The organism is Streptomyces sp. M-16, assembly GCF_052114405.1.
GTDB lineage: Bacteria > Actinomycetota > Actinomycetes > Streptomycetales > Streptomycetaceae > Streptomyces.
In genome coordinates, this window is sequence record NZ_JBFRER010000030.1 from 23784 (window position 1) to 50040 (window position 26257).

28 protein-coding genes and 1 pseudogene are annotated in these 26257 nt (G+C 73.5%); 9 read left to right on the plus strand and 20 right to left on the minus strand.

The features are described from left to right. Window positions 1-45: 45 nt before the first annotated feature. The 6 genes and pseudogenes from AB4039_RS16295 to AB4039_RS16320 all read right to left on the minus strand — a co-directional run. A pseudogene (locus AB4039_RS16295) lies at window positions 46-482 on the minus strand (DMT family transporter); the annotation flags it as partial. Window positions 483-679: 197 nt separating this feature from the next. Further along, window positions 680-2740: an NAD-dependent DNA ligase LigA gene (gene ligA, locus AB4039_RS16300; protein WP_266847199.1), complete on the minus strand. Its 2061-nt coding sequence runs from the start codon at window positions 2738-2740 to the stop codon at window positions 680-682. A 62-nt stretch (window positions 2741-2802) separates the two neighbouring features. Further along, window positions 2803-3324 (minus strand): hypothetical protein, encoded by a 522-nt coding sequence (locus AB4039_RS16305; RefSeq protein ID WP_266847200.1) that lies wholly within the window; start codon window positions 3322-3324, stop codon window positions 2803-2805. A gap of 62 nt (window positions 3325-3386) precedes the next feature. Beyond that, window positions 3387-4151 (minus strand): PIG-L deacetylase family protein, encoded by a 765-nt coding sequence (locus tag AB4039_RS16310; RefSeq protein ID WP_442271052.1) that lies wholly within the window; start codon window positions 4149-4151, stop codon window positions 3387-3389. 35 nt (window positions 4152-4186) lie between these two features. Beyond that, window positions 4187-4591, minus strand: coding sequence for a MazG-like family protein (locus AB4039_RS16315; RefSeq protein WP_266847207.1), 405 nt, complete (start codon window positions 4589-4591; stop codon window positions 4187-4189). 197 nt (window positions 4592-4788) lie between these two features. After that, window positions 4789-5775, minus strand: coding sequence for an aldo/keto reductase (locus tag AB4039_RS16320; RefSeq protein WP_266847208.1), 987 nt, complete (start codon window positions 5773-5775; stop codon window positions 4789-4791). A gap of 137 nt (window positions 5776-5912) precedes the next feature. On the opposite strand from AB4039_RS16320, the gene AB4039_RS16325 reads away from it, so the two are divergent. Then, window positions 5913-6413, plus strand: coding sequence for a hypothetical protein (locus AB4039_RS16325; RefSeq protein ID WP_442271031.1), 501 nt, complete (start codon window positions 5913-5915; stop codon window positions 6411-6413). Here AB4039_RS16325 and AB4039_RS16330 read toward each other — a convergent pair. From AB4039_RS16330 to AB4039_RS16355, 6 genes are all read right to left on the minus strand, one after another. Beyond that, on the minus strand, window positions 6331-7233 hold the full coding sequence (locus AB4039_RS16330) for a hypothetical protein (RefSeq protein WP_266847209.1): 903 nt from the start codon (window positions 7231-7233) through the stop codon (window positions 6331-6333). The genes AB4039_RS16325 and AB4039_RS16330 overlap by 83 nt on opposite strands. A 197-nt stretch (window positions 7234-7430) precedes the next feature. After that, window positions 7431-7940, minus strand: a complete 510-nt coding sequence (locus tag AB4039_RS16335; RefSeq protein ID WP_442271032.1) for a hypothetical protein — start codon at window positions 7938-7940, stop codon at window positions 7431-7433. A gap of 2 nt (window positions 7941-7942) precedes the next feature. Further along, window positions 7943-8437, minus strand: a complete 495-nt coding sequence (locus tag AB4039_RS16340; protein ID WP_266847211.1) for a hypothetical protein — start codon at window positions 8435-8437, stop codon at window positions 7943-7945. A 29-nt stretch (window positions 8438-8466) separates the two neighbouring features. Then, window positions 8467-9795 (minus strand): hypothetical protein, encoded by a 1329-nt coding sequence (locus tag AB4039_RS16345; protein WP_442271033.1) that lies wholly within the window; start codon window positions 9793-9795, stop codon window positions 8467-8469. Window positions 9796-9806: 11 nt separating this feature from the next. Beyond that, entirely contained in the window at window positions 9807-10250 is a 444-nt protein-coding gene (locus AB4039_RS16350; protein WP_266847213.1) for a hypothetical protein, read from the minus strand. A gap of 96 nt (window positions 10251-10346) precedes the next feature. Then, the gene (locus AB4039_RS16355; RefSeq protein WP_442271034.1) at window positions 10347-11309 is read right to left on the minus strand and encodes an alpha/beta fold hydrolase; all 963 of its coding nucleotides are present in this window, start codon (window positions 11307-11309) and stop codon (window positions 10347-10349) included. Between the two features lie 103 nt (window positions 11310-11412). Here AB4039_RS16355 and AB4039_RS16360 point away from each other — a divergent pair, with 103 nt between their 5' ends. Then, on the plus strand, window positions 11413-12024 hold the full coding sequence (locus tag AB4039_RS16360) for a sigma-70 family RNA polymerase sigma factor (protein WP_266847216.1): 612 nt from the start codon (window positions 11413-11415) through the stop codon (window positions 12022-12024). 9 nt (window positions 12025-12033) lie between these two features. Here AB4039_RS16360 and AB4039_RS16365 read toward each other — a convergent pair whose 3' ends face one another. Beyond that, complete coding sequence (locus AB4039_RS16365; RefSeq protein ID WP_266847218.1) at window positions 12034-12819, minus strand: SDR family oxidoreductase; 786 nt, start codon at window positions 12817-12819, stop codon at window positions 12034-12036. A gap of 233 nt (window positions 12820-13052) precedes the next feature. On the opposite strand from AB4039_RS16365, the gene AB4039_RS16370 reads away from it, so the two are divergent. Beyond that, window positions 13053-14117, plus strand: a complete 1065-nt coding sequence (locus tag AB4039_RS16370; protein ID WP_442271035.1) for a helix-turn-helix transcriptional regulator — start codon at window positions 13053-13055, stop codon at window positions 14115-14117. A gap of 11 nt (window positions 14118-14128) precedes the next feature. Here the strand turns inward: AB4039_RS16370 and AB4039_RS16375 are convergent, their stop codons facing one another. Both AB4039_RS16375 and AB4039_RS16380 read right to left on the minus strand, forming a co-directional pair. Next, the gene (locus AB4039_RS16375) at window positions 14129-15847 is read right to left on the minus strand and encodes an acyl-CoA dehydrogenase family protein (protein ID WP_442271036.1); all 1719 of its coding nucleotides are present in this window, start codon (window positions 15845-15847) and stop codon (window positions 14129-14131) included. A gap of 124 nt (window positions 15848-15971) precedes the next feature. Then, window positions 15972-16538: a PadR family transcriptional regulator gene (locus AB4039_RS16380; protein WP_442271037.1), complete on the minus strand. Its 567-nt coding sequence runs from the start codon at window positions 16536-16538 to the stop codon at window positions 15972-15974. Window positions 16539-16904: 366 nt separating this feature from the next. On the opposite strand from AB4039_RS16380, the gene AB4039_RS16385 reads away from it, so the two are divergent. After that, a complete protein-coding gene (locus tag AB4039_RS16385; RefSeq protein ID WP_442271038.1) occupies window positions 16905-18047 on the plus strand; it encodes an aminotransferase class V-fold PLP-dependent enzyme in 1143 nt (380 codons plus the stop codon). A 204-nt stretch (window positions 18048-18251) separates the two neighbouring features. Here the strand turns inward: AB4039_RS16385 and AB4039_RS16390 are convergent, their stop codons facing one another. Continuing rightward, window positions 18252-18512 (minus strand): DUF6225 family protein, encoded by a 261-nt coding sequence (locus AB4039_RS16390; RefSeq protein ID WP_266847357.1) that lies wholly within the window; start codon window positions 18510-18512, stop codon window positions 18252-18254. Between the two features lie 221 nt (window positions 18513-18733). Between AB4039_RS16390 and AB4039_RS16395 the strand changes: the two genes are divergently transcribed. Together AB4039_RS16395 and AB4039_RS16400 are read left to right on the plus strand one after the other, a co-directional pair. Continuing rightward, window positions 18734-19594, plus strand: a complete 861-nt coding sequence (locus AB4039_RS16395; RefSeq protein ID WP_442271039.1) for a hypothetical protein — start codon at window positions 18734-18736, stop codon at window positions 19592-19594. A gap of 327 nt (window positions 19595-19921) precedes the next feature. Then, complete coding sequence (locus AB4039_RS16400) at window positions 19922-20245, plus strand: putative quinol monooxygenase (protein WP_356217513.1); 324 nt, start codon at window positions 19922-19924, stop codon at window positions 20243-20245. Window positions 20246-20248: 3 nt separating this feature from the next. Here the strand turns inward: AB4039_RS16400 and AB4039_RS16405 are convergent, their stop codons facing one another. The 3 genes from AB4039_RS16405 to AB4039_RS16415 all read right to left on the minus strand — a co-directional run bounded on the left by AB4039_RS16405 (window position 20249) and on the right by AB4039_RS16415 (window position 22743). Beyond that, window positions 20249-21556 carry an MFS transporter gene (locus AB4039_RS16405; RefSeq protein ID WP_442271040.1) on the minus strand — a complete coding sequence of 436 codons (1308 nt, stop codon included), beginning with the start codon at window positions 21554-21556 and terminating at the stop codon, window positions 20249-20251. A gap of 162 nt (window positions 21557-21718) precedes the next feature. Next, window positions 21719-22051: a hypothetical protein gene (locus AB4039_RS16410; RefSeq protein WP_266847364.1), complete on the minus strand. Its 333-nt coding sequence runs from the start codon at window positions 22049-22051 to the stop codon at window positions 21719-21721. Between the two features lie 71 nt (window positions 22052-22122). After that, entirely contained in the window at window positions 22123-22743 is a 621-nt protein-coding gene (locus tag AB4039_RS16415) for a GPP34 family phosphoprotein (protein WP_442271041.1), read from the minus strand. 217 nt (window positions 22744-22960) lie between these two features. Between AB4039_RS16415 and AB4039_RS16420 the strand changes: the two genes are divergently transcribed. After that, window positions 22961-24031 (plus strand): hypothetical protein, encoded by a 1071-nt coding sequence (locus tag AB4039_RS16420; RefSeq protein ID WP_442271042.1) that lies wholly within the window; start codon window positions 22961-22963, stop codon window positions 24029-24031. An 11-nt stretch (window positions 24032-24042) separates the two neighbouring features. Here AB4039_RS16420 and AB4039_RS16425 read toward each other — a convergent pair whose 3' ends face one another. Continuing rightward, the gene (locus AB4039_RS16425) at window positions 24043-24972 is read right to left on the minus strand and encodes a LysR family transcriptional regulator (protein ID WP_442271043.1); all 930 of its coding nucleotides are present in this window, start codon (window positions 24970-24972) and stop codon (window positions 24043-24045) included. Window positions 24973-25160: 188 nt separating this feature from the next. Between AB4039_RS16425 and AB4039_RS16430 the strand changes: the two genes are divergently transcribed. Together AB4039_RS16430 and AB4039_RS16435 are read left to right on the plus strand one after the other, a co-directional pair. Then, the gene (locus tag AB4039_RS16430) at window positions 25161-25715 is read left to right on the plus strand and encodes a DUF6817 domain-containing protein (RefSeq protein ID WP_266847369.1); all 555 of its coding nucleotides are present in this window, start codon (window positions 25161-25163) and stop codon (window positions 25713-25715) included. A gap of 100 nt (window positions 25716-25815) precedes the next feature. Continuing rightward, complete coding sequence (locus AB4039_RS16435; protein WP_266847371.1) at window positions 25816-26244, plus strand: helix-turn-helix domain-containing protein; 429 nt, start codon at window positions 25816-25818, stop codon at window positions 26242-26244. The last annotated feature ends 13 nt before the right edge of the window (window positions 26245-26257 follow it).

The window sequence follows — 26257 nt, forward strand, 5'->3', positions numbered from 1 at the left end:
CGGCCGCAACCGGACGGGGGTGTCGCCATCGAGCCGGGACGTCCGCGCCGCGGTGCACGCCGGCAGTGCCATCGCCCACCGGTCGAGCGGAACGTGCGTGCGGTTGCCCGTCGGCGAGGCGGCCACCCGTACGGTCCCCAGGCCCGCCACCACCGCGGCCACGGCGAGCCACAGCGCCCCCGGCAGCCGGCTGCGCCCAGCAGCGAGGCGATCAGCAGGGCGAGCGGCAGCTCCAGCACGAACAGCGGCTGTACGAGGGACAGCGCGCCCGTCGCCAGCGCCGCGGCCTGGCCCACGCCGGCCGCGATCACCGCGAGGATCCCGCCGATCCACACGGGGCGGCGCAGCAGATCGAGGACGAGCCCGAAGCGGAAGCCGTCGCTCTGCGGCACCGTGAGCGAGGCCCTCCGCTGGAGGACCGTCGCGAGGGCGTTGCTGAACGCCGCGAACAGCGCGAAGAGGACCGGCAGTACGAAGCCCATGCCCCGATCCTCACCGCACCCGTCGCGGCGCGCCGCCGTGACACCGCGCGGTACGCGCCCGGCGGCGCCCGTTCCCCCGTCCGGGTCCACGGCCGGGGGCGGCCCGCACGGCGCGTGTCAGCGGGTCAGCGGGTCAGCGGGTCAGCGGGTCAGCGGGTCAGCGGGTCAGCGGGTCAGCGGGTCAGCGGGTCAGCGGGTCAGGCCAGGTGGGCCGCGACGAGCTCGGCGAAGGCCTCCGGGGTGAGGACGGTGACGCCCAGTTCCCCGGCCTTGACCGCCTTCGAGCTCGGCTTCCCGCTCGGGGACGGGGCGCAGACCAGGTAGGCGGTCTTGGAGTTGACGCTGCTGCCGGCCTTGCCGCCGGCCCTCTCGATCAGGGCGTTCATCTCCGAGCGTCCCAGTGTCTCCAGCGGGCCGCTCATCTTGCCGGTCACGACGACGGTGCGCCCGGCCAAGGGGCCCTCCGTGACGGGGCGCGGTTCCCGCGGCTCCTTCATGTTCACGCCGGCTTCGGCCAGCTTGTCGATGACGGGCGCCAGCAGGGCGACCTGCTCGACGATGACCGGGGCCTTCTCCCCGCCGATGCCCTCGACTTCCTGGAGGGCGGCGGCGTCGGCCGCCCGGATCGCGTCCATGGTCTCGAAGTGCGCGGCGATGCGGCGGGACATGCTCCGCCCTGTGCCGAGCACGCCCAGGGCGCAGAAGACGCGGCTGAGCGGCCGGGACTTGGCGGCCTCGATCTGCTCGGCGAGCCTGGCCCCGCGCTTGGCGCTGCCGGAGGCGACGGTGAGCTGCTCCTCGGTGAGGGTGAAGAGATCGGCGACGTCGCCGACGTCACCGGAGTCGATCAGGGCCTTGACGTACGTCTTGCCGAGGCCGTCTATGTCGAGCATGTCGCGTCCGGCGGCGTACTCGATCAGGGCGGGCAGTGCGCAGGCGGTGCCCTTGGCGCAGCGCCACCGCTCCTGGTCCTTGTTGATCTCGCCGGCGCAGTTCGGGCATGCCGAGGGCAGCGGCACCTCGCGCGCCCCGGCGGGACGGAGGCCGGTCACCGGGGCCTGGACGCGGGGAATGATGTCGCCGGCCTTGTAGACCGTCACGGTGTCCCCGAGGTGGAGGTCGCGGCGGCGGATGTCGGCCGGGTTGTGCAGGGTGGCGCGGGTGACGGTGGATCCGTCGATGTCCACCGGTTCGAGGATGGCCGTCGGGGCGAGCACGCCGGTGCGGCCCACGTCCCAGACCACGTCCTTCAGTACGGTCTGCCGCTCGACGGCCGGGAGCTTGAAGGCCGTCGCCCAGTGCGGGAACCGGCTGCCGAGCCCGGCCGCGGCCTGCTCGGCCGCGTCGTTCGCCTTGATCACGACCCCGTCGATGCCGAACGGGAGGACGGGACGCAGCGCGGCGATCTCGTCGACCTTCCGCTGCGCCTCGGTGAGGGTGGCGACGACGTGCAGCCCGGCGGGCGTGGCGGCGGTGGTCTGCACCCCGGCCTCGGCGACGGCGGCCAGGACCTCGGCGTGCGTGGCGCCGGCGGGTGCGAAGGCGACGCCGTCCAGCTCGACCGCCCCGTACGCCCAGAAGGTCATCGCGAGCCGGTACGGGCGGTCCTTGGCGCGCAGGGTGCCGGCCGTGCCGTTGCGCGGGTTCGCGAAGACCTGCGCGCCGTGCGCGGCGCGGACCTCGTTCGCGGTCTCGAACTGCTGCTGGGTGAAGAGGACTTCGCCCCGCACCTCGAAGGTGAGCGGTACGGGCAGCTGCTCGGGCAGGCCGTCGATGGTACCGATGACGTGGCTGACGTCCTCGCCGTGGGTGCCGTTGCCCCGGGTGACGATCCGTTCCAGCCGGCCGGCGCGGTAGCGGGCGGCGACGGCCGCGCCGTCCATCTTCGGCTCGACGGTGAACCCGCCGGCGGGCTCGTGGCCGAGGCGGCGCTGGAGGGAGGCGCCCCAGGCCGTGAGGCCGGCCGGGTCGAAGACGTTGTCGAGGCTGAGCAGCCGGGTGGTGTGCGCGACGTCGCCGGCCGGGGCGGCGCCGTCCCCGACCAGACCGGTCGGGGAATCCGGGGCGACCTCGTCGGGGTGCGCCTGCTCCCAGGACAGCACGGCGAGGCGGAGCCGGTCGTAGGTGGCGTCGTCGACGGGGCTGTCACCGTCGCCGTAGTACGCCCGCGACGCATCGCGCAGGCGGCCGAGAGCGGCTTCGTACTCGTCGCGGCCGGACATGCTGGACAGCGCCTCATCGGCGTAAAGGCTCTTCATGTCCTTGATCCTGCACCACGGGTCTGACAACGGCCCCGGCCGGTGGCCGGTCACGGGGTGGGTCATCCCGGCAGTGCGGACGACTCTCCGAACGCGGCGAGCAACTGCAGCGGCCACTCGGCATCGGCCTGGCCGACGGCCAGGCCGACCCAGCGGTCGGACCCGCCCGGCAGCCACACCTGCAGGGTGGAGGTCACCCCGGAGAGGAACCCGATCGGCTCCGGTTCCTCGGCGTCGAAATCGGGATCGGGGCCGGGACCGGGATCGGTCTGCGTACCGGTACCGGTACCGTCGGAGCCCGGACGGGCGCCGAGGTCGACCGTGGCCGGTGCGCCCCAGCGTCGGGTGAGGAGCTCGGCCAGGGCGGCGCGATCGGCCTCCACCCCCGCCGCGGCCTCCTCGACGAGCCCGGTGTCGCGGTCCTCCCAGAAGTCCTGGCTCTCCACCAGCACGACCAGGTGGTACCCGGGTCCGCCCCATCGCTCCCCCGCCCGCTCCTCCTGCCGGGGGAAGCGCAGCACGTGAAGGTCCTCGACGGTGTGGAGCAGCTCCTCGGCGGGGCGCGTCCGGGGGCGGGGCGGCATGCGCACAGCGTAGCCCGCCGCTTGTCCCGAAGGAGGGTTGACGGCTGTCCGGCCGTCAGCGGTCACGCGGTCAGGGCGTCGTCGTCGCCCGGCGCGGGGCGGACGGCGAGGCGGGTGTACCACTCCGTGGCGAGGATCCGGTCCCGGGTTTCGGCGGGGAGGCGGGAGAGGATTCCCGGCAGCGGGCGTTCACGCTCCGCTTCGCTCCGGTGCGCGGCGATGGCGGCCCACTTCCGGTCCAGCCAGGGACGTACGTCGACCGTCGCCGTGACGTGCTCGTCGGGGACGCTGCGTACGGTCTTCCCCGCGCTCCGCAGGAGTGCGCCGAGCTCGCCGACGCCCGAGTGGGGGTGCGTGGCCAGGTAGACGGCGCTGGGCCGCCAGGGCTCACCCGCCTCGGGGTGGAGGTGCTCCAGGCCGGCGGCGTGCACGGCCAGCAGGGTCGCCCGGTGGGTGTGGACGTGGTCGGGGTGGCCGGTCAGCTGGCCGTATCCGTCATGGGTGACGACGACATCGGGCCGGACCCCGCGCACATGGCGCACGAGCCGCGCCACCACCTCGTCCAGCGGCGCGTCGAGCAACCGCGCCCGGCCTGGAGCCGACCCGGGCACGCGCGCGTCGGCGTACCCCAGCATCCTCGGCCCACGGGCGCCGAGGATGCGCAGGGCCTCGGCGAGTTCGGGAGCACGGTGGCTGTCCGGCGCCCAGGTCGCGGTGACGACGGCCGTACGCGCGCCCGCGGCGGCGTGGCGGGTGAGCACGCCGCCCGCGAGGAGGGACTCGTCGTCGGGGTGGGCGAAGACTCCGAGCAGGCTCGGCACGGAGATGGCTCCTCCGGGGCGGGAACCGGGCGGGCTGCCGGTCACCGGTGCGTTTCCGGCTCCGGCCGGTCGTCGAGCGGCGGCTGCTGCGGGCCGGGCAGGAACTTGGCCGACTTCGAGGCGAGTTGACGCGCGAGGTATGCGGCCGCGTCCTCCGGCCGCATCCGGGCGAGCGCGACCAGGGCGGTGATGGCGGTGTCCGCGACCTCGGCCTGGACATCCGGCCAGCCGTGGCTGTACCCCTTCCTCGGGTTGGTGCCGCGGGCTCCGATCACGGCCTGCGCCGCCTCCCCGAACTCCTCGCCGATCTTCAGGACTTGGAGGGTCCATTGTTCTTCCGCGGACACCCCCCGCTCGTCGTCGCGGCGCGCGAAGGACGCGGCGAGCCGCTGGATGACGGGCCAGAGGTCCTGCGTACCTGTCCCGGTCGCGGGGATCTCGCTCACGCATGGCTCCCTTCAGGAGCAACGGCCCTCCGGGACACCGTGGTTCGATCCGCCGGAAGGGGGTGGTCGGCAACGACGAGTCTGGCCTGTGGGGCGGCCCCTCGGGAGCCGGACGCCTTCGAACTCACACGTTCGCGTGGACACGGCCGACCGGCGTGGCGGCCCGGGGCCGCACGGGCCGGTCGGCGGCGTGGGGCTCAGTGGTTGACGAAGGTGAGGCTGGTCGCGTCGTAGCGGGTACCCGCGATCCGGTCCGGCGACGCCGCGGCCTCGATGGCCTCCAGGTCCTCGGGAGACAGTTCCACGGCCAGTGCGGCGAGGTTCTCCTCCAGGTAGCGCTGCCGCCGGGTCCCCGGGATCGGCACCACGTCGGCGCCCCGGCCCTGCACCCAGGCCAGGGCGAGCTGGCCGGTGGTGACCCCCTTGGCCGCGGCGAGCTCGTTCAGCTTCGCGACGATCGCGAGGTTGCGTTCGAGGTTGCCGTCGGCGAAGCGCGGCTGCGTGCGCCGGATATCGTTCTCGGACAGCCCTTCGACCGACTGGTACTGCCCGGTCAGGAAGCCGCGCCCGAGCGGGGAGAACGGGACCAGGCCGATGCCGAGTTCGCGGCAGACCGGCGCGATCTCCGCCTCCAGGTCGCGGGTCCACAGCGACCACTCGCTCTGCAGCGCGGCGATCGGGTGCACCGCGTGGGCCCGCCGGATGGTCTGCACGCCGGCCTCGGACAGTCCGAGGTGGCGGACCTTGCCCTCCCGGACGAGCTCGGCCATCGCACCGACCGTCTCCTCGATCGGCACCTGCGGGTCGACCCGGTGCTGGTAGTAGAGGTCGATGTGGTCGACCCCGAGGCGGCGCAGCGACGCCTCGCACGCCTGCCGGACGTAGGCGGCGTCACCGCGGACGAGGACGGGCTCGCCCAGGCGGTTGGCGAAGCCGAACTTGGTGGCCAGCACCACCTCGTCGCGGCGTCCCGCCACGGCCCGGCCGATCAACTCCTCGTTGTGCCCGGCGCCGTAGAAGTCGGCGGTGTCCAGGAGGGTCACCCCGAGATCGAGGGCACGGTGCAGGGTGGCGATCGACTGGGTGTCGTCCGACGTGCCGTAGCCGTGGCTCATGCCCATGCAGCCCAGCCCTTGGGCGGAGACGGCCAGTTCGCCCAGGTGCCGGGTGGGAAGGTCGGTCATGGTGATGCCTCCTGAGATCGAGTTCGTCTGGTCAGGACGCTAGGTGTTGGAGTGCACTCCATGTCAACCGACTTCGACGGCCCGGCATGCCGCAACCGGGCGGGGCGGGGCGGCGTCGCAGAGTACGGCGGTCTGCCATGACCCTTGAGGCGGCGGCGGCCACCGTGCGCTGCCGCAGGACCCGGTGGGCCTCGACGGCGGCGCTGCGGCTGCGGCACGCCACCGTGGATCTGGGGGACGCGGTGCTGGAGCACCCCGTGAGCGTCTGCGGCCACGCCACGCCCTTCACCGAGGACGGCCGGCCGCTCGCCGAGCCGGGACTGACGGATCCGCGGGTGCGGGCCGCATCGCTGCGCGGCGTCGACGCGGCCCACCTCGTCCTGACGGACGTCGACCTCACCGACTGCCTGTTCGCGGGGACCGTCCACCTCGACCAACTGCGCCTGGACGGCCTGTACCGGTTCGCCACCACCCCCACCGGGCCGCGCCGGGGTCGACGGCCTCCCGGCCCGCCGTTGGCGGGTCGCGCCGCCGTGGGTCTCCGCGCGGGCCGCCTCAGCCGTGGGGCGGGTGGAGGGCGATCGTCCAGGTGTGGACCGTATACCGGTTCGAGTGACCGGGCCGCGGCTCGGCGATGACCGCGGTGACGTTCCCGCCCTCGCGGCGCAGGGACACCGTCCGGCGGGGGTCCTCGTCGGCGGTGGCGGGCAGGAGCTCCGCGAGCACGGTGGCACCGAGCCGGCGGTCCACGGCGCGCAGCACCCCCGCGTCGAGGACGAGGATGGTGCCGTCCTCCAGGACCACGGGCCGCGCGGCCGACGGTCCGGTCAGGCGGGGGCCGCGTTCGATGACGCCGCCGGGCAGCAGGCGGACGACACGGCTGCCGGTCGGAAGGCTCCGGTCGGTCTCGACGACGCGGATGCCGGTGCCGATGACGTAATGGCCGTAGCTGCGCCAGGAGTCGACGAGGGCGGCGTCGCGGTCGTACTGCCGGGTGTCGAAGGCGTCGTACCCCTCCAGGCCGAGCAGGAAGCGGCCGCCGCCGAGGGCGGCGCCGCGCTTGCCGCGCAGTTCGGCGATCCGGGTRCCGTCCGCCAGGTCGAGGAGGAGGGCGGGGCCGAGGTGGCCCCAGGGGGTGTAGTCAAGGGAGTCCGTGGTGACCAGGACCCGGTCCCCGCTGACATGGGCGGCGTTGGGCAGGCCGGCGCAGCGGTGGGTCCAACGGGTGAGGCCCGAGCCGTCGACGCAGGTGACCCGGCCGACCGTGCCGTGGATGCGCAGGCCGTCGCGCGAGGCGAGCGGCCGGGCCTTCCCCGCGCGGTGGCGCTCGTACGGTGGGAGGCCGGTCGCCTGCCGGTACTCGACGACGCCGACGCGCCAGGGCGCGGAGGGTGCGAAGGGTGCGGAAGGCGGGGAGGGTGCGTCCTGCGCTCGGCCGCTCTGCTCGGGGTCCGCCATGCCCGCGATGGTAGTCGCCCCCGGCCGCCCTGGCCGCCCCCTCCGGACGGGCGGCCGCGTCCACCTTCCGGATCGTCACGTCCGGGCGGCGCCGGCCCGGGACCGCCGTCGCGATGTACGCCGTACGGCCCCACCGCGCGGGTGGGGCCGTACGGTCGGCGTCCGCACCGGGGCGGCCGTCGCTGGCGGGGCGGCCGTCAGAGCTTGCGCGTTCCGCGCCAGGTCCAGCCGGCCGCGAGGACGGTGTCGCGCAGGGGGTGCTTCATGTCCCGGGTGTCGAGGCGGAACGTCTCGACCTTCTGCCGGCGGCCGTCGGGCCCCTTCTCGAAGGTCCACTCCTTCTGCACGAGGCGGATGGGGCCGCGGCCGTGTTCGCGCTGCACGGTCCGTCCGGGCGGGTTCCCGGCCCGGGTCACCGCCCACTGCTCGTCCATGGCCCGTACCTCGCGCTCCTTGGGGAGCAGCCGCATCCAGATCTTGAAGGTCCGCTCCACCTGCCGCCGGGTCAGGCCGGAACCGGTGGGGGGCTCCATGACCCGCCACTCCGCCACGAGGTGCGCCCCTTCTCCGGGTGTCTCGCGCACGGCGAACGGCACGCCCGTGCCGGTCAACGCGAGCAGCGCTGCGCGCAGTTCCGTGGCCGGCGCCGCCGGGGCGCCGGCGTCCGGCCGCATGGTGCCCAGGTACCTGTCCCAGAGACGGCCCACGGTCAGGCCCCTTCGCCCGTGTCGGGGCGGACGCTGCGCACGAACGACCGGAAGTCGTCGACGACGGCGTCGTGCTGGGCCGCGGTGGCGGTCAGGGCGAGCCGGAGCACGGCGCGACGGCTGGGGTCCGCGGTGTCGACGAGGGCCAGGAACACCTGGGACTGGACCAGGTCGCGCCGGACGTCCCCGGCGACGGCGGAGAAGGTCAGCCGCTGGGTGAGGGCGGGGGAATCCGCGGACCCGGCCTGTCGGCGCTGGACCACCTGGACGGACTCGGCGACCTCGCGCAGCCGCTGCACCGAATCGTCGGCGAGGTCGACGAGGGTCGCGCCCTCGGGCGGGAAACCGCCGTCGATGGTGATGTTGGCGGCGAAGCCGGCGTCAGGCCGCGGGTGCACCGCGGCGAAGGCCACGCCGGGGTCGAACGCTTCCCGGTGGGCCGGGAGCCAGCCGTCGGGCAGGTGGAACTCGATCGGTACCGGCAGGGTGGTGGGCATCTCGGGCCCTCCTTCCAGGGGGGAGTACATCAGTCGAACCAGCCGGTGACGGTGTCCTTGACGTCGCCGGCGGTGTCACCCACGAAGTCGGCCACGTCTCCGGCGGCCTTGGTCACCTTGCCCGGGTCCACGGTGATTTCGAGGCCGACGGCGCCACCGAGGCCGGGGGCGATCCCGGCCTTGCCGCCGAGCTTCCAGGCGCCGGTCTCCTTGTCCTTGCGCAGGCCCCAGGAGGCTTCCGCGCCCGCGCCGGCCCAGCCCTCGCCGGTCACGCCGACGCCTATGCCGCCCGCTTCCACACCGGTGGCGCCGGATACCTTCGCTCCGGCGAAGGCCTTCGCGCCGACTCCGACGTCGGTCTTGGTCACCTTCGCGGTGGCCGAGGCCTCGGCGCCGGCGAATCCCTCGACGCGCCCGTAGCCGCCGACCTGTCCGTACTGGACGCGGCCCTCGACCAGTGACCTGATGCCCGCCGACGCCTCGACCTTTCCGGAGACGCCCTGGTCGGTGAAGCCCCAGTTGGCGCTGGCGCGGGCCCCAGCGTACATGTCGTCCACGCCGGAGAGCGTCCAGCGTCCGTCGGTCACGGAGCCCTTGGCCGTGGCGTGGAAGAGGTCGGCGTAGGCCTTGACCGAGCCCTCCTTGCCGTACTTGGTGCCGCTGATGGAGAAACCGGCGGCGGGCCCGGTGACCGTGGTGGGGTCGTGCTCGTCCGGCGGCGCGGTGTCCGCCGGCAGGGACTTCGGGGCCTTGGACAGGTCGCCCTCGGGGTGGGCGTTGAACCCGTTGAACGTTTCGTCGGCGCCCTTGCCGAAGCCGTCCCGGTTGCTGTCGACGACGGCGGCGCTCAGCGCCGCCCTGACGTGCTGGTCGAGCTCGGACACGGCCTGCACCCGGTCGTCGAGGTGCTTCTGCCACGTGCCGACGGCGTCGGAGATGGTCTTCTGGCCGTCGGGGTCGTGGTGGTAGGCGCTGCGTTCGGCGGGGGTGAGCCTGGCGTAGTYGAAGGCGACGCGTCCCTGTTCGGAGACGGTCATGCCGGCGGCCACCGCGTCGTCGCGGGCGCTCTCCAGCTTCTTCTTGAGGTCGGTGAAGCCCTCGTGGGCGTCGCGGAGCAGGCTGGCGATGGCCTTGGCCTGCGTCTGCGCGGCGGCGTACTCGTAGCGGGTCGCCGTGAAGCTGGAGTGGGCGGTCCCGGCGCTGACGCCGGACCAGTTCGGCCCCGTGGTGATCTTCTGGACGGATTCGCCGTAGCGGGTCTCGACCTTCTTCAGCTCGCCCGCCATCGAGTCCCACTTGCCGGCGGCCGTCGTGAGCAGGCCCAGGTCCGTGGTCATGACCTCGTAGTAGTTCAGCACCGCGGCTCCCCCTACAGGCCGTTGAGCTTGGAGTTCGAGGCCGCCGTGCGGAGCTGGTCGCCCACTCCCGTGTCGTTGCCGGTGATGAGACCGTTGGCGCCGCGCAGCGCGGTCTTCTCCCCCGCCAGCCGGCCCATGAGGGTCTTCACCTGCTGGTCCCACGTGTCGGCCACCGTCTTCAGGCCGACGGCGGTCTCCCAGCCGTCGAAGCCCTTGCCGGCGGCGCCGGTCGCGTCGTCGGCGTGCTCGGTGGCCTTCTTGGTGTTCGGCTGGAGCTCGGTCTCGATGGTGTTGGCGGCGGCCTTCTTCTCCGCGGGCGTCGAGGCGAAGTCCGGTGAGCCGCCCGGGGCGAACGGCCCCATCGGGCCCGGCGCCCCGTTGAGCCGCGTGCCCACCCGCCGGTCCGCGCCGCTCGCGTTCCCACCACTCCACAACTGGCCGGATTCGTCTGGCATATCGATTCTCCCCGTTGGCAGGCCACTGATCCTATGCATGACAACCGGACAGGAACCAAGCCCCCCTCTGCTCTACGGAAAACCCTCGCCGGATCCTTACGAAGCCGGTCCGGACCGGCCGTCGGTGCGGGTGGTCGGCGCCTCCGGGGGAAGGGGGTGCCGACTGGTTCCGGGCGGATTCCCCTGGGTACCGGACCGGTCGGCATGGCCGGTATCCGCCGCACCCGCGTCGAGGAACGCCGCCACGGTCGCCACGAAGCGGCCGGGGTCGTCGATCCACGGGTAATGGCCCGCTCCGGGCTGGACGACGAGCGTGGCGTCGGGGAAGAGCTCCGCGAATCCGGCGACCATCGCGGGCGGGCTGTTCAGGTCGAACTCCCCGGCGAGCAGCAGGACCGGGGCCGTGAAGGTGCCGAGCGCCGCCCTGGTGGCCTCGGGGTCGAACGCGCCGTCGGCGGCGAAGTGGGCGACCGCGTCCGGGTTGCGCGGCTGCCCGGCCTCGTGGTGCTCGCGCGCCGCGGCGTCCCACCGGCCACAGAAGAAGGGCGCGAGGGCCGCCCGGTCGGCCGCTCCGCCGGCGCCCCTGGAGACCGCCTCCAGCGCGGCGAAGGCCCCGGGGAACCACGGCTCGTCCTTCCGCAGCAGTGCGAGCTCGCGCCGCTCCGCACCGCTGACGTCGATGCCGACGGCTCGGGCGCCGGGGCCGATGAGGGCGAGCCTGCCGGTCCGCTCCGGGTACCGGGCCACGTAGCGCGCCGCGAGGTTCGCCCCGCCGGAGTGGGCCAGCAGATCGGTCCGGGCGAGCCCGAGGTGGGCGCGCAGGGCCTCCACGTCGTCGACCAGCCGGTCGCACCGGTAGGAGGCGGTGTCTTCGGGGACCGCGGACCGGCCGGTGCCGCGCAGGTCCGGCAGGATCAGCCGACGGTGCCGGGCCAGACCGCCGAGGTCGCCGAGGTAGCGGGAGTCCGCGGGGCCGCCGGGGAGGCAGAGCAGGGGGTCGCCGTCTCCGACCGTGCGGTAGGCGAGCAGGGTTGCGTCAGGTGCGGGGTAAGTGGGCATGACGTGGATCCTGCCATCCACAACCGGGTTGTACAACCCAGTTGTACAACCGAGGTGTAAAACCCGGTTATGGCCACGGTCTCCCCCGGTGTATAACCGAGCCATGACAGGCACACCGGGCGCGACGGACCACTGCGGGGCACTGAGCGAGGAACAGGCGGGGCGGATCCTCGCCGACATGAACGAGGTCATCCGGGCGGGCGAGGAGATGCGCAGGCTCCGCTCCGAGATGATCAAGGTGCTGGTGGGGCTGGGCTGGACGCAGGAACGGATCGCCCGGCTCACGGACATGAGCCAGCCGGCCGTTTCCAAGCAGGTGGTGAAGTACAGGGCGGAGGACCCCACGCCGACCCCGATGGAACTCTCCCTCCGCCAGCACGACGCACCCTGGCTCGAAGGACGCCTGTGGGGCCTGGCCGAGGAGATCTCCGAGACCCTCGGCTCCGCCGCCCGCTGCACCCGTCACGTCGACGCGTTCGCCCGCGGCCGCAAGCGCTTCACCCCGCGCACGGTGGACGAGCTGCGGCGGCTGGTCGAGGAGGACCTGCGGCTGCGCCGGACCGAGCTGCCCGACGGCTGCCGGGAGGCGTACGACGAGATCAGCCGCGGCCTCGACGTCCCTGCCGGGCCCCCCGCGGCCGCCCCGGGGCCGGCCTCCGTACGGCGTGCGCTGGCGCACCGCATCCAGCGCGACCGGCTCGGGGGTACGGCCTGACCCGGGCGGTCACTCCCCGCGCAGGGCGCTCCGCAGACCGGACTGGCTGATGAGGATGCCCCCGTCCACGGGGAGGGTCACACCGGTGATCCAGGCGGCGTCGCGGGACGCCAGGAAGGCCACGGCCGCCGCGATGTCGTCGGGCAGGCCGACCCTGCCCAGCGGGTAGTGCCCGGCGGCGGCCTCCAGCCCGGCCTCGCGCCCCGCCCAGCCGTCGGTGTGGACCGTACCGGGGGCGACCAGGTTCACGCGGACCCCCCGGGGCGCCGCGTGGCCGGCGAGCGTACGGGTCAGTCCGGCGAGGCCCGCCTTGGCCGCGCTGTAGGCGTGGTTGCCGAAGTCCTGCTCGCCGTTGACCGAGCCGACGCTGACGATCGCGCCCCGGCGGCCGGGGGCCGCCGCGAGGTGCGGGAGGGCGGCGCGGGCGCAGCGGTAGGCGCCGGTGAGGGTGATGTCGAGGTCCCGTGCCCACGTCTCGTCGGTCCCGTCCTCGAAGAGGGGGGTGTCCGGGTGGCAGGAGTGGGCGTTGTTGACCAGCACGTCGAGCGTGCCGAAGTGGCGGACCGCGTGGGCGACGGCCGCCTCGACCGCGGTGCGGTCGGCCACGTCGCAGCCCATCGACTCGGCGGCGCCCCCGCACTCCCGGATGCCGGCCGCCGCCTTTTCGGCCCGTTCCCCGTCCAGGTCGGTGACCAGCACCCGCGCACCCTCGCCGGCCAGCCGTCGGGCGACGGCCGCACCGATGCCGCGCCCCGCACCCGTGACCAGGACGCCGTACCCCTCGAAACGTCGCATGCCCGCCTCCCTACCCCTCGACGACACGGCCCGAACCGGGAGTCAGCGCCCGGCGGGCGGGAGCGCCGGGGGGCCGTTGTGGCACGCGGACCCGACGGCGGGTCGGCGGGATGGCGACCGTGTCGGCCCTGACCGTCCGGCGAGGCCGCACACCGGGCGCGCACGCCGTCCGCGGCGGGCGTGGCAGGGGAAGCGGACGGGAGGTGACCTCTTCTGCGGGCACCATGAGTCGCATGCCGAAGACCTCAGCCCGACTGCTGTCGCTGCTCTCCCTCCTCCAGGCGCGCCGGGACTGGCCGGGGGCGCTGCTGGCCGAGCGACTGGACGTCAGCGCGCGCACCGTGCGCCGTGACGTGGACCGGCTGCGCGAGCTCGGTTACCCCATCGTGGCCTTCAAGGGGCCCGACGGCGGGTACCGGCTCGACGCCGGTACGGAACTGCCCCCGCTGCTGTTCGACGACGAGCAGGCCGTCGCACTCGCCGTCGCCCTCCGGATCGCCGCGACCACGGGTGCCGGCATCGAGGACGCCGCGGCGCGGGCGCTGAACACCGTACGGCAGGCGATGCCGGCGCGGCTGCGTCACCGCATCGACACCCTCCCGGTCAGCGCCGTGGAGGCGCCCGCGCTCCGGTGGCGGGTGCCGGTCGACAGCGGGGTCCTCGTGGCGCTGGGCGCCGCCGTGCACGCCCGCGAAGCACTGCGCTTCGACTACGCGCCCGCGTACGCGCCGACCGCGCCCGACGGCGGCGCGGCGGGCGCGACGCGCCGGGTGGAGCCCCATCACCTCGTCACCTGGGCGGGGCGCTGGTACCTCGTGGCCTGGGACCTCGACCGCGCGGACTGGCGTACCTTCCGCGCCGACAGGATCACGCCGCGCACCCCCACGGGGCCGCGCTTCACACCGCGCGACGTACCCGGGGGCGACGTGGCGGCCTTCGTGGCCGACCGGTTCCGCGGCGCCGACGGCTCCGGCGCCTGGCCCTGCCGCGGCGAGGTGATCGTCGGCCTCCCGGCAGCGGCCGTCGCCCGTCACGCCGGAGACGCCGTCGTCGAGGAACTCGGCCCGGACCGCTGCCGGCTCGTCCTGGGCTCCTGGTCGTGGCCGGCCCTGGCCGCCGCCGTCGGCAGGTTCGACGCCGACTTCGAGGTCGTCGGGCCGCCCGAGCTCGTGTCGGCCTGCGCCCGTCTGGCCGGCCGCTACGCCGACGCCGCGGCGGCGACCGCGGCCACGAGCACCGCACGACAAGGGCCGCCCACTGCTGCGAGCGGCCCTCGACCCGTGACGGGTGACGGGTGACGGGTGACGGCTTACGGAGCCATCTCGTACGTCCCCGACAGGGCCTCGACGCGCTCCCACACCCGGGCCGAGCGGGCCTCGTCGACGACCGGGCGCCGCACCGCACCGAGTGCCCAGCCCTGCTGCTGCTCGGTGGCGGAGTCCTTGCCGTGCAGTTCCACCGCGTGCGCGGAGAAGTCGCGCACCAGGACCGCGAACAGCTCGTCCAGCACGTCCTCGTCGAGACCGGTCAGGCGGGCCTGCTCCAGGATGAGCTGGCCGTGGACCACGAGCGCGAACAGCTGGCCGACGGCGAGCAGGAGGTCGAGGTCGCGGCTCTGCTCCTCGTCCGGGGCGGCGGTGGCGACGAACTCGCACAGGGCGTCGGCCTGCTCGCGGAAGCGGGCGACGTTCGGCACGGCGGCGTACGCGTCGTAGGCGGTGCGCCAGTCGTGGAAGCGCACGGACCCCAGGCCTCGGGCGGGGCCCTGCCGGAAGAGGAAGGCGTCGTCGGCCGCGTCGTGGCGGGTCGGTACGGGGGCGTACTCGACCGGCTCCAGGAGGTGGTTGCGCATGAACTTGAGGATCAGCGCGAGGTTGACGTGGACGGTGCCTTCGAGCTTGGGCAGCCCGCGGATCTCGACGGCCGCCTGGGCGAAGTAGGTGTCCTTCTCGAAGCCCTTGGCGGCGATGACGTCCCACATGAGGTCGATGACCTTCTCGCCCTCCGTGGTCACCTTCATCTTCGTCATCGGGTTGAAGAGCAGGTAACGACGGTCCTCGGGGCCGGCCGAGCGGAAGTAGTCGACGGCCCGGTCGCTGAAGAGCTTCATGCCGACGAGGCGGACGTAGGCGTCGGCCAGCTCCCGGCGCACGTGCGGGAACGCGGTGACCGGGCGGCCGTAGAGGACGCGGTTGTGCGCGTGGGTGACGGCCTCGTACATGGCGTGCTCGCAGATGCCGATGGACGCGGTGCAGAGGTTGAACTTGCCGACGTTGACGGTGTTCAGGGCCGCGTCGAAGGCGGCACGTCCGGTGTGCAGGACGTCGGCGGCGGCCACGGGGTAGCCGTCGAGGCGGAACTCGCTCACGTACTTGGAGGAGTCCACGACGTTCTTCACCAGGTGGTACGCCGGGTGGCGGCTGTCGGCGGCGAAGAAGACGTACCCGTCCGGACCTTCGACGTCGGTGCGACGGCCGAAGACGGAGACGAGTCCGGCGGCGTTCCCGTTGCCGATGTAGTACTTGGAGCCGGTGGCGCGGAAACCGCCGTCGCCGTCGGGCTCCAGCAGCATGTCCGTGGAGTAGATGTCGGCGCCGTGGGTCTTCTCGGACAGGCCGAAGGCGAACACCTCCCCCTGGGAGAGGAGTTCTGCCGCGCGGGTGCGGGCGGCGGCGTTGTCGCTCTGCCAGACCGGGCCGAGGCCGAGGATGGTGACCTGCCAGGCGTACCAGTAGTCGAGACCGTAGAAGCCGAAGACCTCGTTGAGGGCGGCGATCCGGGCGGTGTCCCAGCGCTGGCCCTCCTGCCCGGCCTCGGAGGCCGGGGTGAGGAAGGTGGCGAACAGGTTCTCCTTGGCGGCGAACGCGAGGAAGTCCCCGAGCCAGGCGCGGGTGCGGTAGTCCTCGATCAGCCGGCGCTTGCCGCGGGCCTCGAACCAGTCGACGGTGGCACGCAGCAGCCGGCGCGTCTCGGGGTCGAAGTGCGCCGGGTCGTACGTGTGCGGGTTGAACAGCAGGGCGTCGGCCATGGAGGTTCGCCTTCCTGAGGTTGCGGGACGAGGGGTGCGGAACGAGCGGTGCGCGACGTTCGGTGCGGAACGGGCCGTGCGGAACGCGCGGTACGGAGCAGTGGGTCGGGGCGTGCGGTGCGGTTCAGACGGGCGGGAGCGCGCCGTCGAGCCGGTGCAGGGTGGCGAGGACGTCGTCGAGCCAGGCGATGGTCATCCGTTCGTACGCGATGCCTCCGCGCAGCACGACGTGCTGGAGCTCCCGGCCCTGGTCGAGCGGTGCCGGCGCGTCGGGCCCGGTGAAGTCGCGCCGCTCTCCCGCGAGGTAGTGCGCGAGCCGGCCGCTGTGCACGGCGTGGTGCCGCTCGACCTCGCGGATCAGCGCGGCCGGGTCGTCGAAGGCCGCGCCGCGGATCTTCACGGCGAGGTCGTGGCGCATGCTTTCGGGTTCGATCGGTTCGTGGAGCCAACGGGAGAGGGCGGCGCTGCCGGGCGCGGCGACGGAGTACTCCTTCTTGTCCGGCCGGCCCTGTTGGGCCACCTCGCGGACGGCGAGCAGGCCGTCGCCCTCCATCCGCTTGAGCACGCGGTAGATCTGCTGGTGGGTGGCCGTCCAGAAGTAGCCGATGGAACGTTCGAACCGCCGGGCCAGCTCATAGCCGGAACCCGGCTTCTCCAGCAGGGAGACGAGTATCGCGTGTTCGAGCGCCATGCCCCGATCTTTCTATGCAACTCGTTGCATAGACAAGCGCAGGCGCCCCGGTGAGACGCGGCTCACCCGCGCGCGGCCGTAACCCGGACCGGGGGGAATCGTTTCTCTCTACGTCGCAGATACACACCCGCGTCCTCCGCGGCATCAGCGGCACGAGGGTCCGGGGACCTCCATCACTCCCCGGGCCCTCGCTCTCCGGCCGGCGTGGCCGGGTGCCTGGTTGGGCCCGCCCGGTCACCGCCCCAGCGGCCTCCGCCGCGCCGGCCCCGCCAACGCCACCCCGCGCCCGGCGCCGGCCCCGCTTAAGGTGGGCGCGGACGGTCGGCGGCCCGTACCGGGCGGGCGCAGGAGGAGGGTGCGGACATCGTGGTGACCCACGGGAACGGCACGCACGGGCGGGAGCTCTTCGACGTCCCGCAGGAGGTGTCGTACTTCAACACCGCCAGCATCGCCCCCACCCTGAAGGCGTCCCTGGAAGCGGGCCGGGCCGCTCTGGCGTGGCGCGCCAGGCCCTGGGAAATCCGGACGGACGACTGGTTCGACGGCGCCGAGCGCCGCCGGACCCTGTTCGCCTCCCTCATCGGCGCCGCCCCCGGGGACATCGCCCTCATCCCTGCCACCAGCTACGGATGCGCCACCGCGGCCGCCAACGTGGCCGTGGAGCCCGGCCGGCAGGTGGTCGTTCTGGACGGCGAGTACCCGTCGGGCATCTACACCTGGCGCCGCTGCGCGGCCGAGCGCGGGGCGGAACTGCGCACCGTGTCCCGCGGGCCGGGGCAGGGATGGACCGAGGCCGTACTGGAAGCGATCGGGGAGCGGACCGCCGTGGTGTCGGTACCGCAGGTCCACTGGACGGACGGCGCCTCGCTCGACCTGGTGGCGGTCTCCCGCGCGGCCCGCGCGGCCGGGGCTGCACTCGTGGTCGACGCCAGCCAGTCCGCCGGCGCCGTGCCCCTCGACGTACGTGAGGTCCGCCCCGACTTCCTCTTCGCGGTGGGTTACAAGTGGCTGCTCGGGCCGTTCGGACTGGGCTACCTCTACGTGGACGCCGCCCACCACGGCGGCCGGCCGCTGGAGGAGAACTGGATCGTGCGCCGGGACGCGCGCGACTTCAGCCGGCTCGTCGACTACCGCGACGACTACCAGGACGGCGCCCGCCGCTTCGACGTGGGACAGCGCACCGAGTTCGAGCTCGCGCCCATGGCCGTGGCCGCGCTGGAGCAGATGAACGAATGGACGCCGTCCGGGGTCGCCCGGGTCCTCGCCCGGCACACCGCCCGCATCGGCGAGGCCGCCCTGGCCGCGGGCTGGACGGTACCCGAGCCGCGCGGCCCCCACATGCTCGGCGTCCACCTGCCCGCGGGCGTACGGCCGCGCCTCATGGAGTACCTGGAGGCGCGGGGCATCCACACCGCCGCACGCGGTGACGCCCTGCGGATCAGTCCGCACATGCACACCACCGACGAGGACGTCGACCGGCTCACCGCAGCGTTCCGCCACCACCACTGATCCCGGAAAACACAGAACCCCGGCCTCCCTGAGGAGGCCGGGGCCTTGCTTGATCGAGCGCTGGGCAGGCCTTGCACCTGCATCCCCCCACGGGAAGTGGGGTGTCTTTCCTTGGACCACCAACGCCTGTCCCACCACCGCGTTCCGCAGCGGCGAGCTCTAGATCAACTGTACCGCACCGATCCGGACCCGGCGGACGCCCGGTCAGTCGACGTCGAGGTGGTACGCACCGGCTCGGGCGTCGGCGAAAAGGGTGAACTGCACCTGCTCACCGCTCGGGTCGTCGCCGGTGTCCACCTCGACCGGTTCGGCGTCAACCAGGACGTACTCTCCGTACCCTTCGAAGTCTCCCGGTCCGTCGGCCACACCGATGTGGATGGGCGTCTCGTCGGGCAGGTCTGCGAGTGCCGCGCGCAGCCGCGCTGCGGTCCACACCTGTGGGGCGTGGTCGAACATGTCAGCCATGCCACAAGGTTAGGCCCGTTGCCCGTACGTGCCTCCGCGCCGCGCCGCGCACACGCGGTGGCGGCGGCATACGGGTGGAACGACGGCGGGAGGGCGGCGCGACATCGGCTTTCTCCGGAACGCAAGAGTGCGGCGGATCTTCACGGAAGGGCAGTTGCGCCCGCGTGTTGGCGGGTAGCATCCGGCAGCAACACCGTGAGGTATGAGGAGAGTGAGCCGCAATGGCGAACGAGTCGGACACCACACCCATCCACAACGTGTACGCGCAGCGGTTCGCCGCCGATCTGGAGACCAACCGCAAGGAGCAGGAGTACGTCTCCGTCCAGATCGCGGAACTCGACGTGCGCCTGGCGCAGTTGAAGGCCGACGAGAACTGGCTCCTCGGCATCCAGGGCACCCTGCCCTCCGAAGCGGAGAAGGAGCAGGCGGCCCCCGCCGCCGACGCCCAGGACGCACCGGCGACGTCCGTCGCGCCCGCCACGCCGACGGGGTCCACGGCGGGCCCGGCCTCCGGCGGTGTGCCCAAGCCCCGGCAGGCGAGGAAGGCCACGGGGACGACCGCGCGCGCCAGGACGGCCACACCGGCCAAGAAGGCCTCCGCCGCCGCGCCGGCCGAGGCGAAGGCCAAGGCCAAGACCGACACGAAGGCCGACACGAAGGCCGACACGAAGGCCGCGACGAAGGCGAAGGCCACCGCCCGCAAGTCGGCCGCCCCGAAGCCCGCGGCGGCCCCGAAGGCCTCCGAGCCGAAGGCCCGCAAGACCACGGAACCGCCGCTGCGCGAGCTGGTCCTGAGCCTCCTGGCCGGAGCGGCGGAGCCCCGCCTGGTCAGCGAGGTCGCCTCCGCGCTGGCCGAGGCCCACCCCGGCCGGCCGACCTCCACCCAGGTGGTGCGCAACGCCCTCGAAGCGCTCGCCAAGAAGGGCTCCATCGAGAAGGAGCACAAGCAGGGCTCGGTGATGTACACCGCACCCCGGCCCGCCGCTCCCGAACCGGCGGCCCCCGCCGCGGAGACCGTCGCGGAGACCGTCGCGGAGCCCGTCGCGGCTCCGGAGCCGGAGGCCGTGGCCGCCGAGGCCTGACCTCCACTCCGGGCACCGCACACGGCCGGGGGTTCACGCACGCACCGTGGATCCCGGCCGGTGTGGTGACCGGCGCGACGCCAGGCGGTCCCGCGCCCTCCCCGGGACGGGAAAGGCCCCGCCCTCCGTGAGGAGGACGGGGCCTTGATCGAGCGCTGGGCAGGCCTTGCACCTGCATCCCCCCACGGGAAGTGGGGTGTCTTTCCTTGGACCACCAACGCGAGTCCCACCGCCGCTTCCGCGGCCGCAAGAACAAGATCAATGTAGCACACCGTCACCCCGGGCCCAAAGAGGAGCGCCGGGCGGCGTCGTGCCTACAATGGCGGAATGATCTTCATTGTGGTGAAATTCGCCGTCAAGCCCGAATACGTCGACCAGTGGCCCGAGAAGGTCGCGGAGTTCACCCGCGCCACCCGGGCCGAGCCGGGCAACCTGTGGTTCGAGTGGTCACGCAGCCTGGAGGAGCCGGACACCTACGTACTGGTCGAGGCCTTCCAGGACGACGCGGCGGAGGCGCACGTGACCTCCGATCACTTCCGTGCCGCCCTGGAGGCGATGCGTCCGCTGGTCGCCCGTACGCCCGACATCGTCAGCACCACCATCGAGGGCGCCACCGGCTGGAGCCGGATGGGCGAGCTCCAGGTCGACTGACCGTCAGCTCCCGCTCCCTGCCCGCGCCCCGTCGGCCCGTACGTCGGCGTCGGCGCGGGCCCGGGCCACGTAGGGCCGGGAGGCCAGGGTGACGGTGGCGGAGAGCAGGGCGACGACGGCGATCGTGGCGCCGGGTGCGAGGTACTGGGCGGCGCCACCGGCGATCGCGGCGCCGAGGCCCTGACAGGTCATCCGGCCGGCGGACTCGACGCCCTGGACCTGTCCGCGGACCGCCTCGGGGGTCAGTTCGAGGAGTGCCTCCTGGAGGGGCAGGGTGGCGGCGAACCCCACTGCGGCCACGAACACGGCCGCCGTGACGACCACGAGGGGCGGGGAGAAGGCGAACAGCAGGTACGGGACCGCGAGCAGCAGCCGCAGTGCGAAGGCGTGGCGCCGGCGCCGCTCGGCCGTGAGCAGGCGCCCGACGGCCAGGTCCCCGAGGAGCATGCCGGCCGACCCGGCGGCCAGGAGGGTACCGGCGTCCCGGGGCGCGTAGGAGATGAACAGCGCCTCGCAGCCGACGATCAGCCCGTTGGGCACCCACAGGTTCAGCAGCAGCGCCCGTCGGCCCGGGTGGGAGAAGAGCGCGGTGTTCGTCGTCCAGGTCTGACGCAGTCCGGGGCGGTGGGTCAGCCGGATGGAGCGTTCCCGGACGGTCGTCGCGACCACCACCAGGGACAGTGCGGCCAGGGCCGCGGCGACGCCGACGAGCCCACGCGGGCTGATGTACCGGAGCAACAGCGCTCCGACGGCGTAGCCGAGGATCGCCGTGCCGCCCGAGGTGATGTTGATCAGGGAGCGTGCCAGTACGTACGCGGAAGCCGGCACGACCTCGGCGAGCAGCCCCATGCGGGTACCGGTCCCCAGGGACTGGAAGAACCCGAGCAGCAGGAGCAGGGCGAACCTGACGGTCAGCGGGAGCCCCGGAACCGCCTGCGCGGCCACTCCGGCCAGCGTGAGGCACTGGAGTGCTACGAGGGTGCGGCGGGGGCGGCGGCCGTCCGCGACCGACATCAGGGTCACCGCTCCGAGCACCGTGGCGAAGGTCGCGCCGTACATGGTGACGGCGGTGAGGAAGGGCGAACCGGTCTGCCGGTCGACCAGCGTGCCGAGGGCGAAGCCCGACAGGGTGGCGGCGGCGGCCGTCAGGGTGAATCCGGCGTAGAGACCGGCGAATTCGCGGGACCGGAGCAGGGCCCGGTATCCGGTGGGGGSGGGGGCGGGTGCGGGGCCGCCGTCGGCGGAGAAGGAGGCGGCGGACGCGGACGCAGAGGCAGAGGCAGAGGCAGAGTTTGAGTGGTCAGAAGGCATGAAAAAAGCCTCCGAGCGTGCGCATTGGGTGCGCCGCCGAAGGCCAACTCCTGGATTATAGCAGGCCCCTGGGCCCGGACCGGCACCCCGGACCGGATCGGCGCCCGGGCCGGGCCGCCCCCTCCGCGAGGTCGGCCCGGCCCGGGTGCCGGTCCGGTGGGACTAGGGTCCGAACGGGCCCGGCGGGGGGCCGCCGGCCGGGAGCGAGGCCTCCCTGAGCGCCGCGATCGCGTAGAGGGTGCCGTCGGTACGGCCCGCGAGCAGGCCCCGTGGCGTGTGGACGCTCCACAGGTCCTCGGAGCCGGGTTCGGCCCTGCCGACGGGGAACGGGCGGGTGATGTCGGTGACGTCCCACATGACGACGGCGCCGCCGGAGCGGGCCGCGCTGTAGACGCGGCCCATGCACTTGAAGACCCACGGATTCGAAGTGATCTCGCCGAGTCCCAGGGCGTGCACGCCCTGATCGGGCTTGGCGCCGGGAACCAGACCCAGCATTACGCCTCCATTACACAGTGTGTCTGCCTGGAATCCCATGGTAGTCACAATGCGCGGGCGTGAACCTCCCGTCAGCCGCCGCCCCCTCGCCAGATGTTGTCGAAGGCCGCCTCCTCGATGGCCCTCCGCTGCCGTACGGCGCCCAGTTCGACCACCGCGTCGTTGACGGCGGCCAGCACCGTGGCCACCGAGTCGTCGGCGACGTCCGGGACGTCCGGCGCGTCCGCGTGCCGGTGGCCCGGGACTCCCACGGCCTCCGCGAGCAGGACGAGGACGGGGTCCTCCGAGGCCCAGCGGTCCGCGGCCCGGCGGCGGGCGGGCGAATCGGCGGGCACCAGCGGGCCGGCCCGGAAGGACATGCCGCGACGCTGTTCCCGGGCGAGCAGCCCGTCCGCCTCCAGCGCGGACCGGTAGGCACCGGACAGCTCGCGGCCCCTGCGCCACAGCCAGTCGGCCACCGATTCGTAGGGCACCTCCCGGACGAGAGCGGCGGCCGCCTCCGCCAGCAGGCGGTCGTCCGGGGCCGCTCCCCCGCCCGGCACGATGCGGTCGCCGTCGAGGGCGGCGACCCCTGCGGCGAGGAGGTCGACCAGCTCGGCGCCCGCGAGCGCGAGCGACAGGTCGCCCTGTCCGGCGGGCGGTCCGGACGCCCTGTCCATGGTGACGATCAGCAAGTCCCGTGGTGTGGTCATGAAGTGCTCCACGTCCTCTCCTGGACCCGGGCGGGACGGGCCGCGCCGTCGCCCCGTCGGGTGCGTCCACGGGCCCTCGTCCGGGCCCGCGCGTGCCCGAGCTTACGGAGCGCGGGCGGCCACGGCATGCGTCCGGGGCGGCGCGGCACTCCCTGACGGGGCTGTCGGGGGCATAGTGCATGATCAGGGGCCTGTCCACGTTCCCCGGGGGGATTCCATGAGACGTTCCGTACCCACGGCCCTGGCCGTTCTGCTGACCCTCGGCGCCACGGCCGGGTGTGGCGCGAACGCCGCGCGGCCGGCCGCCGGCCCGGCCGTGTCCGCGGCGCCGTCGCCGGCGGGCAGCCCGTCCGCAGCCCCGGTCAAGGCCCCGCCGCTCACCGCGGACGAGGCGCGCCAGGTCGTCAAGGACATCGGCGCGAAGGTCGAGGCGGACGGCTTCGACGCCGAGTACTGGAAGGGGATCACCGAGGGCCCGCTGCTGGAGCAGCAGCTCGCCGTCGTGGAGACCTCCCGCAAGTACGGGACCGACCGGCAGCCCGGGCCCACCAACACCCCGGAGACCGACCCGGCGGTGCACACGTGGACCACCGGCCGGGACGACGGGAGCGACCGCTGGATCCTCGGCACCCAGGAGCTCTCCGGCCACACCGTGGGTGCCGCCGAGAACGAGACGGTGCTGCGCTGGTCCCTGTTCCACCAGCAGCGGACGGGCTCCCCCTGGCACGAGAGCTTCCTCGCGCGCGCCGATGACGCGAAGGACCTGCCGCAGATCGCCGTCGGCCCCGACGGCCGGGCCGCCACCGGCGGGGACCCCACGGGGCTCGCCGCGAACCCGTCGGACGTCTGCGGGCGCTACGGCGACTACCTGCACACCGACGCGGGCGCGGGCGGCGTGAAGTGGAGCAAGGAGGTCGTCTCCCTGCGCGAGTCCTTCGCCGACGGTCTCAAGGCCGAGCGCAAGCGCCTCGGCAACCCGGCCGGGCTCGAAGCCGGGGCCGAGACCGTCCGTGCCCCGCACGGCCCGGTCTGGCGGACCACCGACGGCGGTGCGCTCGTCGCCTGCACGACCGTCAGCAAGCTGTCCACGGAGATGGGCCCGGGACGTTCGACGACGTTCAGCAGCAGCGGCTGGGCCGGCACGACGGGCATCCCCTGGGCCTCGTACACCCAGCGCATCATGGGGCTCACCGTACTGAAGGTCCCGGCGGGCGGATCCGGTGAGGTGTCCATCGCGGCGCAGTCGCACCTGCCGTACTCCTTCGAGGGCACCAGGTACACCGGCTGACGGCGCGGCCGTCACCCCCGGGCCGCCCCCTGGCTCCCCGGGGCGGCCGCGGGCCGTCGCGCGCAGTGGCGGGCGACGGTGTCGGCGAAGGTGCGGGCCAGGGGGGAGAGGGCGTCCCAGCGGCGGACGGCCCAGCCGGCGCCCAGGGGCGGGAAGGCGGGGAGCGGGACCAGGCGCAGGCCCGCGTGACCGCGGCCGAGCCAGCCGGGGAGGGCGGGCACCAGGGCGCAGCCCAGTCCCAGCTCCGCCAGCAGGATCGCGGTGTCCCAGTCGGCGACGCTGGTGTCGAAGACGGCGTGGATGCCCGATTCCCTGAGCCAGTGGTCGAGGTGGGAGCGGGAGGTCGAGTTCTCGGGCAGTCCGACGATGCGGATGCCCTCCAGGTCGGCGGGGGCGATGGACGGGTTCGTGGCCAGGGGGTGTTCGGCGCTGACGGCCAGGACCCAGGGCAGTTCGACGACGGGGCGCTGTTCGATGCCGCGCACCGGCTCGCCCATCGTGATCCAGGCGAGGTCGACCCGGCCCGCGGCCACCGCACCGCAGCAGCCCCGGCTGGAGTTCTCCGTCTCGAACTCCAGGCTGACCTGCGGGAACCGGCGCCGGAAGTCGACGACGGCGGCGGACATGAAGTGACGGACCGTCGTGGCACCGGTGGTGATCCGCACGGATCCGCCGTCTCCGCGTACGAGGTCGTCGATGTCGCGCAGGGCGCGGTCGATGCTGCCGAGGCCTTCGTCGACCGCCATCCACAGGAGGTGTCCGGCCTGGGTGGGGACCACGCCGCGGGAGTGGCGCTCCAGGAGGCTGAGGCCGAGCTCGCGTTCGAGTCGTTTCACGTGCTGACTGACGGCCGATTGGGTGCAGTCCATGTCGCGGGCCACGGCGCTGAGCGAACCCGCCTTGCACACCGCGGAGAAGAAACGGAGATCGTCAAGAGTCACGCCCCCAAGCTATCCCTTGGGTGACTGGAACCAAACCCTAGGATTGACTTGGATATTGGCCCTTGCCATGATCTTTCCCGGGCCCAGGGCGGCAACCCGGCAGGGGCCTGAGCATCGGTCCGGACCACCGCTCAGGACACTGCCGGGTGCCGACCCGACCTCCCCCGACCCGGGAAGGAACGATCCAGATGCCACGATCGGCCGACCGCGCATCCGCCGCCTTACGCCTCCTGGAGGAACTCGGCGCCTCCACCGCCGACCATCCCGGCGGCACCCTCGGCGCACACCTGCGACGGGTACGGGAGCAGCTCGAACGCTGGGACGCCCGCCCCGCCCTCCAGCTCGCCGGACTGTGCCACGCCTTCTACGGAACCGACGGCTTCGCCACCGCGCCCCTGCCGCTCGGGCAGCGCTCCCGGCTGGCGGAGGTGATCGGCGCCGAAGCCGAATCGATCGTCTACTTCTACGCGAGCTGCGACCGCGACGCGTCCTACCCCACCCTGGCCGACGCCGGCTCGCCCTTCCGCGACCGGTTCACCGGCGCCCGGTTCGTCCCCACCCCGCGCCGGCGCAGGGACTTCGTGGAACTGACCGCCGCCAACGAGGTGGACATCGCGCGCGTCGACGGCGACTTCCGCGCGAGGTGGGGAGCCGACCTCCTGTCCATGTTCACCCGACTGCGGCCACTGCTGAGCCCGCCTGCCTGGCAGGACTGCGTGACCGTGCTGGCCCCTCCCCCGTAGTTACGTAAACTTCCCTCACTCATGTACTTTGAGGGAAGTTAAGGGTCCTCGACGCGTATGGACGCGGGGCGGGGAGCGGTGTGGCGACGGGGTGGACGGTGTGGCGCGGCAGCAGCTCTACTACTCGGTGGAACAGGTGGCGGACCTGCTGGGGCTGCACGTACGGACCGTCCGGGGGTACGTCCGGGACGGCCGGCTGAAGGCGGCCCTCGTCGGCCGGCAGTACCGGGTCACCCACGAGGACCTGGAGGCCTTCACCGGCCTTCCCGCCCCCTCGCCCGCCCGCCCCGCGCGGCACACCGAGGTGTCGGGCATCGTCCAGATCGACGCGATCGCCCCCGGTTCCGTCGACCGCCTGACCAATCTGCTGATGGCCGCCGTCGCGGGCCGCCACGGCGACGACCGGCTGCGCGTGGAGAGCGTCCACGACAGGGAACGCGCCACCCTCAAGATCATCGTCTTGGGCGGCCTGGACACCACGGCCGAACTCCTGCGGCTCATCGACTCGGTGATCGAGGACCTGGAATGATCCGGCGTCCGCC